Genomic DNA, 14,377 nt, shown 5'->3' on the forward strand with positions numbered 1-14,377 from the left:
CGGGCGCGCGAGCGCCGCGGCGCTGGCCGACGAAGGAGCGAACGTCGTCGTCTGCGGGCGCGACTCAGAGCGCCTCGCGGCGACCGAATCGGAACTGGGCGACCTCGACGGCGACGTGCTCGGCGTCGAGACCGACATCACGAGCAAAGGACGACGTCGAGGCGCTGGTCGAGGCGGCCGTCGAGGAGTTCGGCGGCGTCGACCACGTCGTCACCTCGGCCGGCGGCGTGCCGCCGGGCGGCTTCGCCGACCTGACCGAACAGGAGTGGTACGGCGCGTTCGACATGCTCGTCATGAGCGCCGTCTGGACCGTGCGGGCGGCGCGGCCGCACCTCGAAGCGAGCGACGCGGGCACGATTACCTGCATCACCTCCACCTCTGTCAGGGAGGTCATCGACGACCTCATCCTCTCGAACGCGGTCCGCCGCGGCGTCATCGGCCTCGTGAAGTCGCTGTCGCGCGAACTCGCGCCGGGCGTGCGGGTGAACGCGGTGCTGCCGGGCGCACACGAGACGAGTCGCATCGAGGAACTGGTCGAGGCGGCCGTCGAGCGCGGCGACCACGACAGCTACGAGGAGGGCCTCGACTCGTGGTCCGACGGGATTCCGCTGGGCCGCGTCGGCGACCCGCGCGAACTCGGCGACGTGGTCGCGTTCCTCGCCAGCGACCGCGCGAGCTTCGTCACCGGGGCCTGTGTCCCGGTTGACGGCGGCCGATTGCGGAGCGCCTGACGCGGCGCTCGACCCGACTCAGAACGCGTCGCGGTCGCGGAGGACCGAGACCACGTCGCGAACTTTCTGCGCTTGTTCTTTCGGCACGACGAGCACGCGGTCGTCCCACGCGACGACCGCGAGGTCGGAGACGCCGACGAGCGAGACGTTCGCGCCGTCGGTGGCGACCACGTTGTCCGCGGCGTCGACGAACACCGGGTCGTCGCCGAGCGCGACGTTGCCGTCCTCGTCGGCGTCGACGATGCGTTCGAGGGCATCCCACGAGCCGAGGTCGTCCCACTCGAAGCCGACCGGGACGACCGCCGCGTCGGCGGCGCGCTCCATCACCGCGTAGTCGATGCTGACGGCCTCGACCGCCGCGAAGCCGGCGTCCGTGTCGCCGTCGTCGAGCGCGTCGAGGAGGGGGGAAAGCGGCGAGTCGCGCGCGGCGGAAAACAGCGCCTCGGGCGTCCACGCGAACATCCCGGCGTTCCAGAGGTAGCCCTCGTCGACGTAGCGGGCGGCCGTCTCGGCGTCCGGTTTCTCGTGGAACGCGGCGAGGTCGCGGTAGTCGCCGCGGTCCGCGCCGGGTTCGATGTAGCCGTAGCCGGTGTCCGGACGGGTGGGTTCGACGCCGAAGGCGACGAGCGAGCCGGTGTCGGCGGCGACGCGCGCGCCGCGGGTCATCGCCTCGGCGAAGCCGTCGCCGACGTGGTGGTCGCTCGGGAGGACGACGACGACCGGGTCGTCGTACAACTCGGCGATGCGGTGGGTCGCGTAGACGAGCGCCGGGCCGGTGTCCTTGGCCGCGGGTTCGACTACGACCTCGGCGTCGGGCGCGTGGTCGGTGACATCGTCCGCGAACGCTGGTCGCGTCGAGACGACGACGTGGTCGGCGAAGTCGGCGCGAGCGACGGTCTCGGCGAGGAGGGAACGGTCGCCGCCGAGCGGGAGGAACTGTTTGGGCCGGTCGCTCCGACTCGCGGGGTACAGGCGGGTGCCGGTGCCGCCGGCGAGGACGAGCGCGACGAGTGGTCGGTCCATACGTCCCGGTGGCGCTACAGCCTCAAAACCGTACCACGTCGCCGGCGGCGTCGCCGACCGCGTCGCCGACAGCATCGCCTACCACTGTCTCGACTATCCCCTCGCGGATGTCCTCGACGCAGCCCTGGCAGTCGGGGTGGTCGGGGTCGAAACAGGCGGGACGACCCTTCCGTCGACGGCGACGGCGCGGCGCTCGGCGTGGCGGCGACAGACGATTTTGGCGCGGCCCTCGCCGTCCCGCGGGAGGGAGTGCGCCGGAGACGAGTCGCGACCGTCTCGATAGGCGCGTTTGGCCTCCTCGTAGCGCTTGCCGGCGTTTCGAGCGGCGCTGCGAATGATGCTTTCGAGGCGGTCGTCCATGCTGTCGAATGCGTCTCCGAGGCTATCAATTCCTCGCTCGGTGCGACGGTTCTGACGCGCTCTCCGGCGTGACGTTCACTTTCACTGCGCCGTTTGCAACTTTTTATATGAGTACGCATCCAAGCTCAGTATGCCTCCCAATGGAAACCAAGGTGGAGGCGAGGTAGACCATGACTGATTTGCGAACCCACGCGGCTGAGATAGCCGACCAGTTCTCGGACCACCTAGACGTGTCCGCGGACGAAGTCGAAGAACGATTAGAGAGCCTCGTCAGCGAGTACCGCGTCCCCGTCGACGAACGCGCGACGGAGCGTCGTCAACAGTTACCTCGACGAGGCCGGCATCGAGCGCGACGAGCTCGCCGGCGGCTCCGGCGGGAACGAACAGACCCTGCTCAACGACATCGACCAAGACGAGCAGTGGGTCGACGTGCGCGCGAAGGTCGTCGAACTCTGGGAACCCCGGAGCGAGTCCGTCGCACAGGTCGGCCTGCTCGGCGACGACTCCGGGCGGATGAAGTTCATCGCCTTCACCACGTCCGAACTCCCCGAACTCGAAGAGGGGAAGTCGTACGCGCTCGGCAACGTCGTCACAGACGAGTACCAGGGCAACTTCTCCGTGAAGCTCAACCGGACGACGAGCATCACCGAACTCGACGAGGAGATCGAAGTCGGCGACGACTCGACCAGCGTCGAGGGCGCGCTCGTGGACATCCAGTCCGGAAGCGGCCTCATCAAGCGCTGTCCCGAGGAGGGCTGTACGCGCGTCCTCCAGAACGGGCGCTGTTCCGAACACGGCAGCGTCGAAGGCGAGTTCGACCTCCGCATCAAGGCCGTCGTCGACGACGGCGACGAGGTCCACGAAGTCATCTTCAACCGCGAGATGACGGAGGAGCTGACCGGTATCGAACTGGACGAGGCGAAGCAGATGGCCATGGACGCCCTCGACACCACCATCGTCGAAGAGGAGATGCGCGGTGACCTCGTGGGGTTCTACTACCGCGTCACCGGCCCGACGCTGGGTCGGTACGTGCTCGCCAACGAAGTCGAACGGCTGAGCGAGCCAGCAGACGCAGAAGAACTGCTCATCAAAGCGAGGTCGATGTAAATGAGTTCCAACGAAATCCCCACCCGAGAGGTCGCCCGGCGCGTCTTCGCACAGGAGTTCAACGACGCCGGTTACACGTTCAAAGAGTCCGACGACGAGCGCGCGCCCGTCTACCTGCTGCTCCCGACGGGCGAGAGCGCCAACCGCGTCTTCCTCGTCGGCACGCTGACCGAGAAGGAAGACGTCGGCGAGGACAACGAGTACTGGCGCGGTCGCATCGTCGACCCGACGGGGACGTTCTTCGTCTACGCCGGCCAGTATCAGCCCGAGGCCGCCAGCGCGCTGCGCGACCTCGACGCGCCCGCCTACGTCGCGGTCGTCGGCAAGCCGCGGACCTACGAGACCGACGACGGCAGCATCAACGTCTCCGTCCGCCCCGAGTCCATCACCGAGGTCGACGCGGCCACGCGCGACCGCTGGGTGACAGAAACCGCCGACAAGACGCTCGACCGCATCGCGGCGTTCGACGACGAGGGCAACGAGTACGCGCGGATGGCCCGCGAGCACTACGACCTCGACCCCGAGGCGTACAAGCGCGCCGCCATCGCCGCGCTCGAAAGCCTCGAACAGGCCGACGAACTGAGCGCGTAAGCGAGCGTCTCGACCCGCGACCCGGCGCATCGGTGGGTTCGAATCGGTCACCGAACCCACCGAACGCCCTCGAACACCGACTGACGGCCGATTTCCACCGTCACACGCCCTTTTTTGCGACGAATCAGGACGTCTGAGACCCCTCGTCTGACGAACCATTAAGTGTCCTCACCACGGACCGAGGAATATCATGGGCAACAAGAACAAAACCATCTCGTTTCGCGTCAACGAGGACGCGTTCGAGACCCTTCGGGAGATAGCCGAGGAGCGGGACATCTCCCTGTCCGCCGTCTTCCGCGACTACGTGGACACGTTAGTTGCCCACGACGGTCAGGTGCAGGTCGTCCCCAAACACGAACTCGAAAAGCTGCGCGAGGGCGAAGACGAGTCGTTCCCCCCGACCGTGGAGGTTCCCAAGAGCTTCATCCGCGAGCACGAGCGCCTCGAACTGGAGGCCGAACACCTCCGCGAGCAGCTCGAAGAGCACAAGGGCTACGTGAACTATCTGCGCGAGCAGGTCGAAAACGACCACGACGACGTCGAGGAGGTCATCCAACTGGAAGACCTCGACACGGGTGACGAGCCGTCGTTCCGCCTCGGCTAAGCGCTGTACTGTCTTCTGTGTCGTCGGCTCTCACCGATTTCAGCGAGGACCGACGAGGTCCTGCTTCGCCTGCCGCGCGTCGTCCTGCATCTCTCTGTCTCCTTCCACGTCCGCGAGCGCTTCGACCGATTCGAGCGTCCGGACCGCGTCGTCGAGGAACGAGAGCACGTCACCGGGGTAGGCGTACACCATGTAGTCGTCGCTCATCACGTCCACGATGGCGTCGGGGCCGAGCCCCTGCGCGCGGAGTTCGAGCAGGTACTCGATGAACTGGCGCTCGGGGTAGCCGGTGTAGATGTCGTCCGAATTTTCGCAGTCGAGGAAGTCCTGCGCGAAGTCGAGCAAGCGGTCGCGGGTGGCGTCATCCACCTTGGCGAGTCCCTCGCCGGAGTAGAGGATTTCGAGGGTCGCACCGCTGAAGACGCGCTTGGGGATGTTCGTATCCAGTTGCGAGACGATTTGGCGGTGGTTTTTGAGATAAATCTTGTCGGTGATAGCCACTGCTACCCGCGACTTCGGGCCTCCGCGGCAAAAGCGTCCCGCTCGCCGGCGCGGCATCGTCGACACGGGTGAGCTCTGTTACGTACTGTCATTCCGAGACCGTAGCGTAACGTATTTTAGTCGTAGCGGATTAGGAAGGGTTGCAGCGTGTCCGGGTTGGGGTAGTGGACTATCCTTCAGCCTTGTGGAGGCTGAGACGCGGGTTCAATTCTCGCACCTGGACCTTCTTCACATTCTCACTCTTTCGAGCGTGTGCTCGCGCCAGCGAGCACCGCGAGAACCCACCGAGAATGTGCGAAGTCGAGCCGAGAGAATTGAACCGGGGAGCGAACGGAGTGAGCGACCAGGGTTCAATTCTCGCACCTGGACCTCTTCTCTAAATTTCGACCGGTGAGCGCCGCGTCGCGTGTGCGAATCGCCTACGTACCTCCCACCAGACCCAAGTGTGTCATAGACAAACACACCAGGTGGGATGAGAACCCAACTCCGCGCGGACAACTCGGTGTTCGACCGCATCCGCGACGCGATACTCAACCGCGGTGACCCGGAGGACAACGAAGACCCCGTCGGCCCCACGGTACCGACCGGGTGACGACTCGGTTGCGCACGGTCGCCGCCGGCCCTTCTCACTTTTCCGCACTCACACCGAGAGCGACCGTTCCGGAGCGGCGGGACTTCGGCCGTCGCCGACAACCCGAAGGGAACGCCGAAAACGGGCAGGTCTTTCGTCTGGGAGTCCTAGCACCCGGCCATGCAGGTCGCCATCCTCACCGTCGGCAACGAACTGCTGGCGGGGGACATCGAGAACACGAACGCGACGTGGTTGGCCAGACGGCTCACCGAGGGCGGGGCGACGGTGGCGCGGATTCAGACGGTCCCCGACGACCACGGGGTCATCGCCGAGACGGTCGCCGACTGGGCGGCCGCCTTCGACGCCGTGCTCGTCACCGGCGGCCTCGGCGGGACGCCGGACGACATCACGATGGAGGCCGTCGCCGCCGGTCTCGACAGGGCGTTCGTCGTCAACGACGAGGCCGAAACGCAGGTCGAAGCGACCATCGCGGCGATTCTCGAACGCCGGTCAGACATCGACTTCGACCTCGAACCGGAGTGGTACGCGTCGATGCCCGCCGACGCCGAGGTGCTCCCGAACGAGGAGGGCCTCGCGCCCGGCTGTCGAGCGGGGAACGTCTACGTCCTGCCGGGCATCCCCACGGAGATGAAGCCCATGTTCGAGCGCATCGCCGAGCGCTTCGCCGGCGACGCGCAGTCGCGAGAGTGCTACGCCGACGCGCCGGAAGGAGCCGTTGCCCGCGAACTCGGCGTCGTCGCCGAGCGGTTCGGCGTTGGCGTCGGGAGCTACCCCAACAGCGGCGGGCCGACGCGAATCAAACTCAGCGGCGGTGACCCGGCGGTCCTCGACGAAGCGATGGCGTGGTTCCGGGCGAACGCGACGGTTGACCTCTACGAAAGCGAGGCGGCTGTGATGGCGGCGCGCGAGAGAAACGCGGGGAGTGACGCTCCCGAGAACTGAGAGCCGGTCGGCGAATCAGCGGAGCTGKGCGAGGCCGGCGTCGGAGCGGGGCATGGCGTCGAGCGACCCGCGACTGCGGATGATGTTGAAGGCGGTGACGAGGTCCGACCGGGAGACGAGGCCGACGAGTTCGCCCGCCTCGTCGACGACCGGGAGGCGGCCCACGCCGCGTTCCTGCATGAGTGCGATGGCGTCCATCGCGTCGGCGTCGGGGGTGATGGTCGCCAGTTCGTCGCTCATGATGTCGTCCACACGGAAGGCGTCGCGTTCGACCTCCTTGACGCCACGGGCGTCGTCAAGGGTGACCATGCCGACGAGGTCGCCGTTCCTGAGGACAGGGTAGCCCGTGTGGCGTTCGACGAACATGCGTTCGAGAAGCTCCGCGACGGAGGTCTTCTCGTCGACCACGTCGAGGTTCTCGCGACCGGTCATGATGTCGCGGACGACCACGTCCTGGAACGTCGCCTTGAGGACGGTCTGTTGGGCCTCGCCGGACGCGCCCATGTAGATGAAGAAGGCGAGCGCGACGAGAAACAGGTTGAAAAAGAGGCCGAACAGGCCGAGCAGGAACGCGAACACCTTGCCGACCTCGGCGGCCATCTGCGTCGCTTTCGCGTGCGGACGGTTCCGCGCGAGGAGCGCCCGGAGGACGCGCCCGCCGTCCATCGGGAAGCCGGGGAGCATGTTGAACACGGCGAGCGAGACGTTCACCAGCGCGAGGTAGCCGAGGACGAACTGCGCGGGGGCCTGCGACTCGGGGAGCAAGAGGAAGCCGGCGTAGGCGACGACGCCGATGGCGACCGAGACGAGCGGGCCGGCGACGGCGATGGTGAACTCCTGTTTCCAGTCCTCGGGAATCTCCTTGAACCGGGCGACGCCGCCGAAGAGCCAGAGCGTGATGGACTCGATTTCGTAGCCGTAGCGCATGGCGACGAGCGAGTGGCCGAACTCGTGCAGCAGGACGCCGGCGAACAGGCCGATGGCGGCCGCGCTCCCGAGCACCCACTGCATCGACCCCGCGGAGATGGCCGCGCCGTCGATGTTCGCGCCGAAGAGGTCGTTGACGACGAGCGCGAGATTCGTCACGTCCGAGCCGATGAGCCACGCGAAAAGCGGGAGAACGATGAGGAACGTGAGGTCCAACTTTATCGGGATGCCGAAGGCGCTACCGATGCGGATTCCTCGCATACCCCGTAGTAACCGTGGAGGGGCCTTAAGCAGTCAGGGCGAAGAGACGGGGAAATGCTTACGCGGGCGGGCAATCGACGGAGAGATCATGAGCGATTCCCGACCGGTGCCGGTGGTCAAGCGGAGCGCGGACATCGAGTACGAGACGGTCGGCGCGGCCGACGGGATGTCAAAAGGCGTCCTCGTCTCCGAGGCCGACGGCGCGCCGAACTTCGCCATCCGGCGGTTCGTCCTCGACCCCGGCGCGACGGTGCCGAAACACACCAACGAGGTCGAACACGAGCAGTACGTCCTCTCGGGGCGGTACGTCGTCGGCATCGGCGACGAGGAGTACGAGGTCGAAGCCGGCGACTCGCTTTTGATTCCCGCCGGCGTCGTCCACTGGTACCGAAACGAGTCCGACGAGGAGGGAGCGTTTCTCTGTGCGGTCCCCAACGGCGACGACGCTATCGAACTCGCAGACGACGCCGACACCGACGCCTGAGCGCGGCCGGGCGTCAGTGACCGTCGGAACCAAGCCACGGGGGCGCATGCGGGTCGCTATCGTCCCTGAGCGTTCGCAGGCGAATCGCTGAAATACCACGTCGCCGTAGCAGAGACCGTGTCTAAACAGGTCACCCGCGTCGACACGCTCTTTCTCCACCAGACGGGAGACGACTACCTCGTCGTCGCCCGCCGGGACGGAAAGCGGGTGCTCCGCGGCAAGCTCGAACTCAAAGAGACGAACGCGGGGCCTCGTCCCCTGCGCTTTCTGGTGACTCGAAGGGAGACGACTCGCCGCGCGACCCGAGTCAGTTCGTCGAACTCGCCCGGTCGGCCGCCCGTATCCGCATCTCTCAGCAGACGCCGAAAGCCGGCCGCGACGAACTGAAAGAGATGCTCGACGGCTACCAGTTGGAGGCGCTGACGGTTCGGACCTGCCGCCGCTGTGCCGTCAACGGTCGGTACTCGCCCATCACCGACGACACGGCCATCAAGGCCGAACACGAGCACATTTGTCGCGACTGCGCCGTCCAAGAACTGGAGGGTGAACTCTCCTTCGCGGGCGGGCTCACGCAGGCGGCCCAAGAGCGCCTAGAGGAACTGCTGTACGAGACGGGCGACCTGACCCGCATCACGAACTTACTGCAGGGCGAGTTGGACCCCGACCTGACGAAGTTCGACACCATCAGCGCGACGACGGAGGACGTGGAACTGGTCGAGACGAGCACCGCTCGACCTCCACCCGAACCTGAAGTCGATGCTGACCGAGCGCTTCGACACCCTGCTCCCCGTCCAGAGCCTCGCCATCGACAACGGACTGCTCGACGGCGACGACCAACTCGTCGTGAGTGCGACGGCGACCGGGAAGACGCTCGTCGGCGAACTCGCCGGCATCAACCGGATGCTGAACGACGACGGGAAGATGCTGTTTCTCGTCCCGCTCGTCGCGCTCGCGAACCAGAAACACGAGGACTTCAAGGAGCGCTACGGCCACCTCGGCAAGGTCACCATCCGCGTCGGCGCGAGCCGAATCAACGACGACGGCAACCGCTTCGACCCGAACGCCGACGTCATCGTCGGCACCTACGAGGGCATCGACCACGCCCTCCGCACGGGGAAGGACCTCGGCGACATCGGCACGGTCGTCATCGACGAGGTCCACACCCTGAAAGAAGAGGAACGCGGCCACCGCCTCGACGGGATGATAGCCCGCCTCAAACACTACTGCGAGGCCCGCGCGAAGCGTCGTGAGGGGTACGGCGGCGCGCAGTGGATTTACCTCTCTGCGACCGTCGGCAACCCGAAATGGCTCGCCCAGAACCTCCGAGCGAACCTCGTCGAGTACGAGGACCGCCCAGTTCCCATCGAACGCCACGTCACCTTCGCCGACGGTCAAGAAAAGCCGCGCATCGAGAATCGCCTCGTGCGGCAGGCGTTCGACTCGAAGTCCTCGAAGGGGTACCGCGGCCAGACCATCATCTTCACTAACTCCCGGCGGCGCTGCCACGAAATCGCCCGGAAGATGGACTACAACGCCGCGGCGTACCACGCCGGACTGGACTACGGTCAGCGAAAGCGAGTGGAGCGACAGTTCGCCAATCAGGACCTCGCGGCTGTCGTGACGACCGCCGCGCTCGCCGCCGGCGTCGACTTCCCGGCGTCACAGGTCATCTTCGACACGCTGGCGATGGGCATCGAGTGGCTCTCCGTCCAGGAGTTCAGCCAGATGCTCGGCCGCGCCGGCCGCCCCGACTACCACGACAAGGGCGTCGTCTACCTGCTCGTCGAACCCGACGCGAGCTATCACAACACGATGGAGATGACCGAAGACGAGGTCGCGTTCAAGCTCCTCAAAGGCGAGATGGAGGAGGTTCGCACGGTGTACGACCAGTCCTCGGCGGTCGAAGAGACGCTGGCGAACATCGTCGTCGCCGGCAAGAAAGCGAAGGCGCTCAACAACCGGATGCTCGGCGAGGTGCCGACGACCCACGCAGTGGGCAAGCTTCTGGAGTGGGGCTTCATCGACGGCCTCGACCCGACCCCGCTCGGCCTCGCCGTGACGCGGCAGTTCCTCTCGCCGAGAGAGGCGTTCGCCATCCTCGACGGCATCCGGAAGGGCTCGTCGCCGTACGAAATCGTCGCCGACCTCGAACTCGACGAGGAAGGCCGGTAGCGACCGACGCGCTCGGCCGAGGCTGACATTCCGAATCCCGCACGCTTTTTGGCCGCCGACGCGTCGATGACCGCGTGGTAGCGATAACGCCGGCCATCCTCGTCGTCTTCGCCGTCATCCTCGTCGCGTTGGCGTTCTTCGCGACCGAACCCGTCCCGGTCGACGTGACGGCAATCGGCGTGATGGTGTCGTTGATGCTGATTCAACCCGCCTCGGAGGCGCTCGCCTCGGCGGGGATGCTCGGCGCACCCATCGTTCTCTTCGACTCTTACCCCGGCGACGCCCTCTCGGGGTTCGCCAACACGGCGACGCTGACCGTCCTCGCGATGTTCATCCTCAGCGAGGGCGTCCAGCGGACCGGCATCATCCAGCTTCTGGGCGCGAAAATATCGACGTTCACCGGCGACAGCGAACTCCGGCAACTCGGCGCGACCGTCGGCGTCGTCGGCCCCATCTCCGGCTTTATCAACAACACCGCGGCGGTCGCCATCCTGCTCCCGATGGTGACCGACCTCGCAGAGCGCGGGCGGACATCGCCCTCGAAGCTCCTCTTACCGCTGTCGTACGCCTCGATGTTCGGCGGCATGCTGACGCTCATCGGGACCTCGACCAACATCCTCGCCAGCGACGTCTACTCGCGCATCACGGGCGAAGCGCCCTTCACGATGTTCGAGTTCACCGCGCTCGGCGCGGTGGTCATGGCCGTCGGCGTCGTCTACCTCATGACCGTCGGTCGGCGGCTCACGCCGGCGCGAATCGAGCCCCGGCGCGACCTGACGGAGGAGTTCGAGATGGCGGAGTACCTGACCGAGGTCGTCGTCCGCGAGGACTCCCCGCTCGTCGGCCAACAGGTCCAGCGGGCGCTCGTCGAGACGGAGTTCGACGTGGACCTCCTCCAACTCATCCGCGGCGAGAGCGTCTTCCTCGAACCGCTCGGCCCGAAGGAGATTCAGCCGGGCGACGTGTTCACCCTCCGGACCGACCGCAACACGCTTGTCGAACTGCTCGACGTGGAGGGACTCGACCTCGTGCCGGCGACCGTCACCGAAGACGAACTCGAACTCGCCGACCGCGGCCAGAACCTCGTCGAAGTCGTCGTCGCGCCGGGGTCGGCACTGGTCGGCGAGTCGCTCGCCTCGGCGAGTTTCAGACAGCGGTACGACGCGACCGTGCTCGCGCTCCGCCGTGGTGGCGAACTCATCCGCCGGCGGATGGACAACCTCCCGCTCCGCGTCGGCGACACGCTCCTCGTGCAGGCGACCGTCGAGAGCATCGAGCGCCTCGACAACAACCGCAACTTCATCGTCGCCCAGGAAATCGAGCGCCACGACTACCGCGAGTCGAAGATTCCCGTCGCAGTCGGCATCGTCGCCGGCGTCGTCGCGCTCGCCGCGCTCAACTTCCTGCCCATCGTCGTCGCCGCGCTCCTCGGCGCGCTCGCCATGGTCGCCACGAAGTGTCTCCGGCCGACTGAGTTGTACGACGCCGTTCAGTGGGACGTTATCTTCCTCCTCGCCGGCGTCATCCCGCTCGGTATCGCGATGGAGAACTCCGGGGCCGCCGAACTCCTCGCCGAACTGGTCGTGATGACCGGCGATTTCCTCCCGCTTATCGCCGTCCTCGGGGTGTTCTACTTCGTGACGGCGCTCCTGACGAACGTCATCTCGAACAACGCGAGCGTCGTGCTCATGATTCCGGTCGCCATCGAGGCCGCGACGACGCTCGGCGCCGACCCGTTTTCGTTCGTCCTCGCGGTCATGTTCGCGGCGTCGACGGCGTTCATGACCCCCGTCGGCTACCAGACGAACCTGTTCGTCTACGGCCCCGGCGGCTACAAGTTCACGGACTACATCCGCGTCGGCGGCCCGCTACAGTTGCTCCTCGGGGTTGTGACGACGCTCGGCGTCGCGTACTTCTTCCCCCTGACCTGACGGGGCGGAACGAAACCCTTTACTCCGCGACGGGGAGAGTCGTATATGCGGGACCGTGGGTTAGCCTGGTATACTTCGGGCCTTGGGTGCCCGTGACCCCGGTTCAAATCCGGGCGGTCCCATACCCATTAAGGCTGAATCGGCCGTTTTTGCCGGTTCTAACGGCCGTTTGAGGTGGTCGGCATGATGCTACTCAAGTCCCAGAGCGACGCGAGTAGCTGTCGGTACTGCGGGTCACACGTCACCCGCGACTTCCGCCGCGTCTACGGCGATTCTGACGACCACGTTCACCGCTGCCGCGAGTGTGACACGCTCATTCGTCTGCAGAGCGGGTCGGCCGCTGGTCTCTCTGTCTCTGTCCCAGACCCACAGCACGCGTGCGGTCGGCACGGCGGTAATCCGGAGCGGTGGCAATGACGGTTCGCTGTCCATCCTGTAGCCGCGACAGCGACTGTCTCTTCCGCTGTGAGTACTGCGGCCACGATCTCGCGGAGGAGGACCGGCGGTGAGTTCCGTCGCAAGCGCGCCCCACGAGACGCGCGGTAATCTTCTCTACGGTGAGTACGGGTCATCGCCGTACTGGGCGGTGCGCCAGTTGTACAACCACATCGACGGCGGTTTCTCAAAACTTGAAGTAGAGGTCCCCCGCTTCAAGGAGGACGGAACCGAGACATGGGAAGTCTCGATGGGGTTCCACCAGTCGGGCCTGTCTCCGCGCGAGGCAGACACGGTGAACTCGCTTCTCGAGTACGACATCAACGCGTACGGTGAGGGAGAGCGGAAGCTCCCGGTCTGTGTACAGCCGCGTCTCGCGTGGTCCGACGAGAACCGGCCGGACAGCGTCCCTGCGGCGCTCGGACCTGCCACGAACGTGAAACTGCAGAACGTGGTCAATCTCGAGTTAGACGAGATTCCGCACGTCTTCAAATGGGTGATGCGCCGAGTCTGTGAGAAAGTCGGCTTCGACTGGTCGCGCAAGTACTTCGCCGAAGACCCACACGAGTTCTCGACGATAACTCAGCACGAGCGGTATCTGAGAATCGACCGTGATCAAGCCAAGAAACTGGTTCGGCGTGACGGCGTCTTCATGCGGTTGTTCATGCTCTCGGCCGACATCGAGGGCTCACACGTCGTCTACGATTCGAACAACGAGGACGTAGTCGGCTACAACCACCAGCTCCGGCTTGATCGGTCGGCGATCACCGAACTGTTCCCAAACAGCCAGCACCGTCCTCGAGGATTACAGCTGAAGCACTACCATCCGAAGCACGTTCGTGAGAGCGCTAACGGTGACCCGCTGTACCACCCGAAGCTCGGTGCGCTGTACAAGAAAAATCTGAATCGAGATCAGGCTGTCGCGTGGAGCGACCGGCACGATCTGGTTGGTGACCTGGAAGAGAAGTTGCTGAACGTCCTGTCGTGGGCGGACATCCCGACTCGACCCGGTATGTGGTTCATCGCTGACGACCATTTCAGCGCGGTCGCATCCGACCGAACGATTGCGCTGTGGGATGACCCGACGCCGCAGATCGAAGCGTCTCAGGACTCGATCATCATGCGTACGCTCTCGAGACTCGCCGATTCAGACAGAGACGTTCTCAAGCACCTCGCAGTAACCGATGGGGGCACACCTGTCGGTGAACTCGAGGACGGGACCGGCTGGTCTTCTACGACGATCTACCGCGTCCTCCAGCGACTTTCAGGACTCCTCGAGAACGACGGTGGAGTCGTGAAGTGGGTTTCTTCGAAGATCGCGCAGGAAGTGCGCGAGCTGGTGAGCATCGCGGACGACGTGGTGGACTCAGTCGCCGGCCGGATCGAGAACGTGCTGAACGTCGACCCGCGCGACCTGGAGCGCTCCGGTCGCGCACTACAGAACTGGCTGAACCGCTACGGTGCCGAAGTCGTCGCCGGGATGGACGACCGCGATGACCGCGTTCGGATTCGTATCCGGACGGTTCTCACTCAGTCGAAGAACTCCGCGGCGACGGGCGAGTATCTGCCCGACGTGCTCGAGGAGGGCTACAGCGCGTGGTGTGACGCCGGACTCGACTCTCGGCGGTTCCTCAACGCGATTGTGACCTATGACCGGGCGTACGGTCCCGTGCAGAACACGGTCGCTCAGAAGCACCTGTAGCCGGTGGCCGTCTG

At 65.7% G+C, this 14,377-nt stretch carries 10 protein-coding genes, 2 tRNA genes and 4 pseudogenes; 12 read left to right on the forward strand and 4 right to left on the reverse strand.

Features of this window, described 5'->3' with window-relative positions; genetic code table 11:
* Positions 1–731 (forward strand): annotated as a pseudogene (locus ATB1_RS12075) (SDR family oxidoreductase); the annotation flags it as partial.
* Positions 732–749: 18 nt separating this feature from the next.
* Here ATB1_RS12075 and ATB1_RS12080 read toward each other — a convergent pair.
* Both ATB1_RS12080 and ATB1_RS12085 read right to left on the reverse strand, forming a co-directional pair.
* Complete coding sequence (locus tag ATB1_RS12080; RefSeq protein WP_042663970.1) at positions 750–1,754, reverse strand: mannose-1-phosphate guanylyltransferase; 1,005 nt, start codon at positions 1,752–1,754, stop codon at positions 750–752.
* 22 nt (positions 1,755–1,776) lie between these two features.
* Positions 1,777–2,114: pseudogene (locus tag ATB1_RS12085) on the reverse strand (hypothetical protein).
* 170 nt (positions 2,115–2,284) lie between these two features.
* Between ATB1_RS12085 and ATB1_RS12090 the strand changes: the two are divergent.
* From ATB1_RS12090 to ATB1_RS12100, 3 genes and pseudogenes are all read left to right on the forward strand, one after another.
* A pseudogene (locus ATB1_RS12090) lies at positions 2,285–3,221 on the forward strand (replication factor A).
* Positions 3,222–3,812: an RPA family protein gene (locus ATB1_RS12095; RefSeq protein WP_042663972.1), complete on the forward strand. Its 591-nt coding sequence runs from the start codon at positions 3,222–3,224 to the stop codon at positions 3,810–3,812.
* A 190-nt stretch (positions 3,813–4,002) separates the two neighbouring features.
* Positions 4,003–4,416: a ribbon-helix-helix protein, CopG family gene (locus ATB1_RS12100; protein ID WP_004044633.1), complete on the forward strand. Its 414-nt coding sequence runs from the start codon at positions 4,003–4,005 to the stop codon at positions 4,414–4,416.
* A gap of 39 nt (positions 4,417–4,455) precedes the next feature.
* Here ATB1_RS12100 and ATB1_RS12105 read toward each other — a convergent pair whose 3' ends face one another.
* Positions 4,456–4,917: a DUF5814 domain-containing protein gene (locus ATB1_RS12105; RefSeq protein WP_042663975.1), complete on the reverse strand. Its 462-nt coding sequence runs from the start codon at positions 4,915–4,917 to the stop codon at positions 4,456–4,458.
* Between the two features lie 150 nt (positions 4,918–5,067).
* Between ATB1_RS12105 and ATB1_RS12110 the strand changes: the two genes are divergently transcribed.
* Positions 5,068–5,140 (forward strand) — tRNA-His (locus ATB1_RS12110).
* Positions 5,141–5,668: 528 nt separating this feature from the next.
* Positions 5,669–6,451 (forward strand): molybdopterin-binding protein, encoded by a 783-nt coding sequence (locus ATB1_RS12115; protein WP_042663976.1) that lies wholly within the window; start codon positions 5,669–5,671, stop codon positions 6,449–6,451.
* A gap of 15 nt (positions 6,452–6,466) precedes the next feature.
* Here the strand turns inward: ATB1_RS12115 and ATB1_RS12120 are convergent, their stop codons facing one another.
* A complete protein-coding gene (locus ATB1_RS12120; protein WP_042663979.1) occupies positions 6,467–7,639 on the reverse strand; it encodes a M50 family metallopeptidase in 1,173 nt (390 codons plus the stop codon).
* A gap of 88 nt (positions 7,640–7,727) precedes the next feature.
* Here ATB1_RS12120 and ATB1_RS12125 point away from each other — a divergent pair, with 88 nt between their 5' ends.
* The 6 genes and pseudogenes from ATB1_RS12125 to ATB1_RS12150 all read left to right on the forward strand — a co-directional run bounded on the left by ATB1_RS12125 (position 7,728) and on the right by ATB1_RS12150 (position 14,363).
* Entirely contained in the window at positions 7,728–8,123 is a 396-nt protein-coding gene (locus ATB1_RS12125) for a cupin domain-containing protein (protein WP_042663981.1), read from the forward strand.
* A 117-nt stretch (positions 8,124–8,240) separates the two neighbouring features.
* Positions 8,241–10,295: pseudogene (locus ATB1_RS12130) on the forward strand (DEAD/DEAH box helicase).
* Between the two features lie 74 nt (positions 10,296–10,369).
* Positions 10,370–12,226 (forward strand): SLC13 family permease, encoded by a 1,857-nt coding sequence (locus tag ATB1_RS12135; RefSeq protein ID WP_042663983.1) that lies wholly within the window; start codon positions 10,370–10,372, stop codon positions 12,224–12,226.
* 49 nt (positions 12,227–12,275) lie between these two features.
* Positions 12,276–12,348 (forward strand) — tRNA-Pro (locus ATB1_RS12140).
* A gap of 61 nt (positions 12,349–12,409) precedes the next feature.
* Complete coding sequence (locus ATB1_RS20740; protein ID WP_082256393.1) at positions 12,410–12,643, forward strand: hypothetical protein; 234 nt, start codon at positions 12,410–12,412, stop codon at positions 12,641–12,643.
* 88 nt (positions 12,644–12,731) lie between these two features.
* A complete protein-coding gene (locus ATB1_RS12150) occupies positions 12,732–14,363 on the forward strand; it encodes a hypothetical protein (RefSeq protein WP_042663987.1) in 1,632 nt (543 codons plus the stop codon).
* Positions 14,364–14,377 lie beyond the last annotated feature (14 nt).

It is taken from the genome of Haloferax sp. ATB1 (genome assembly GCF_000730175.1).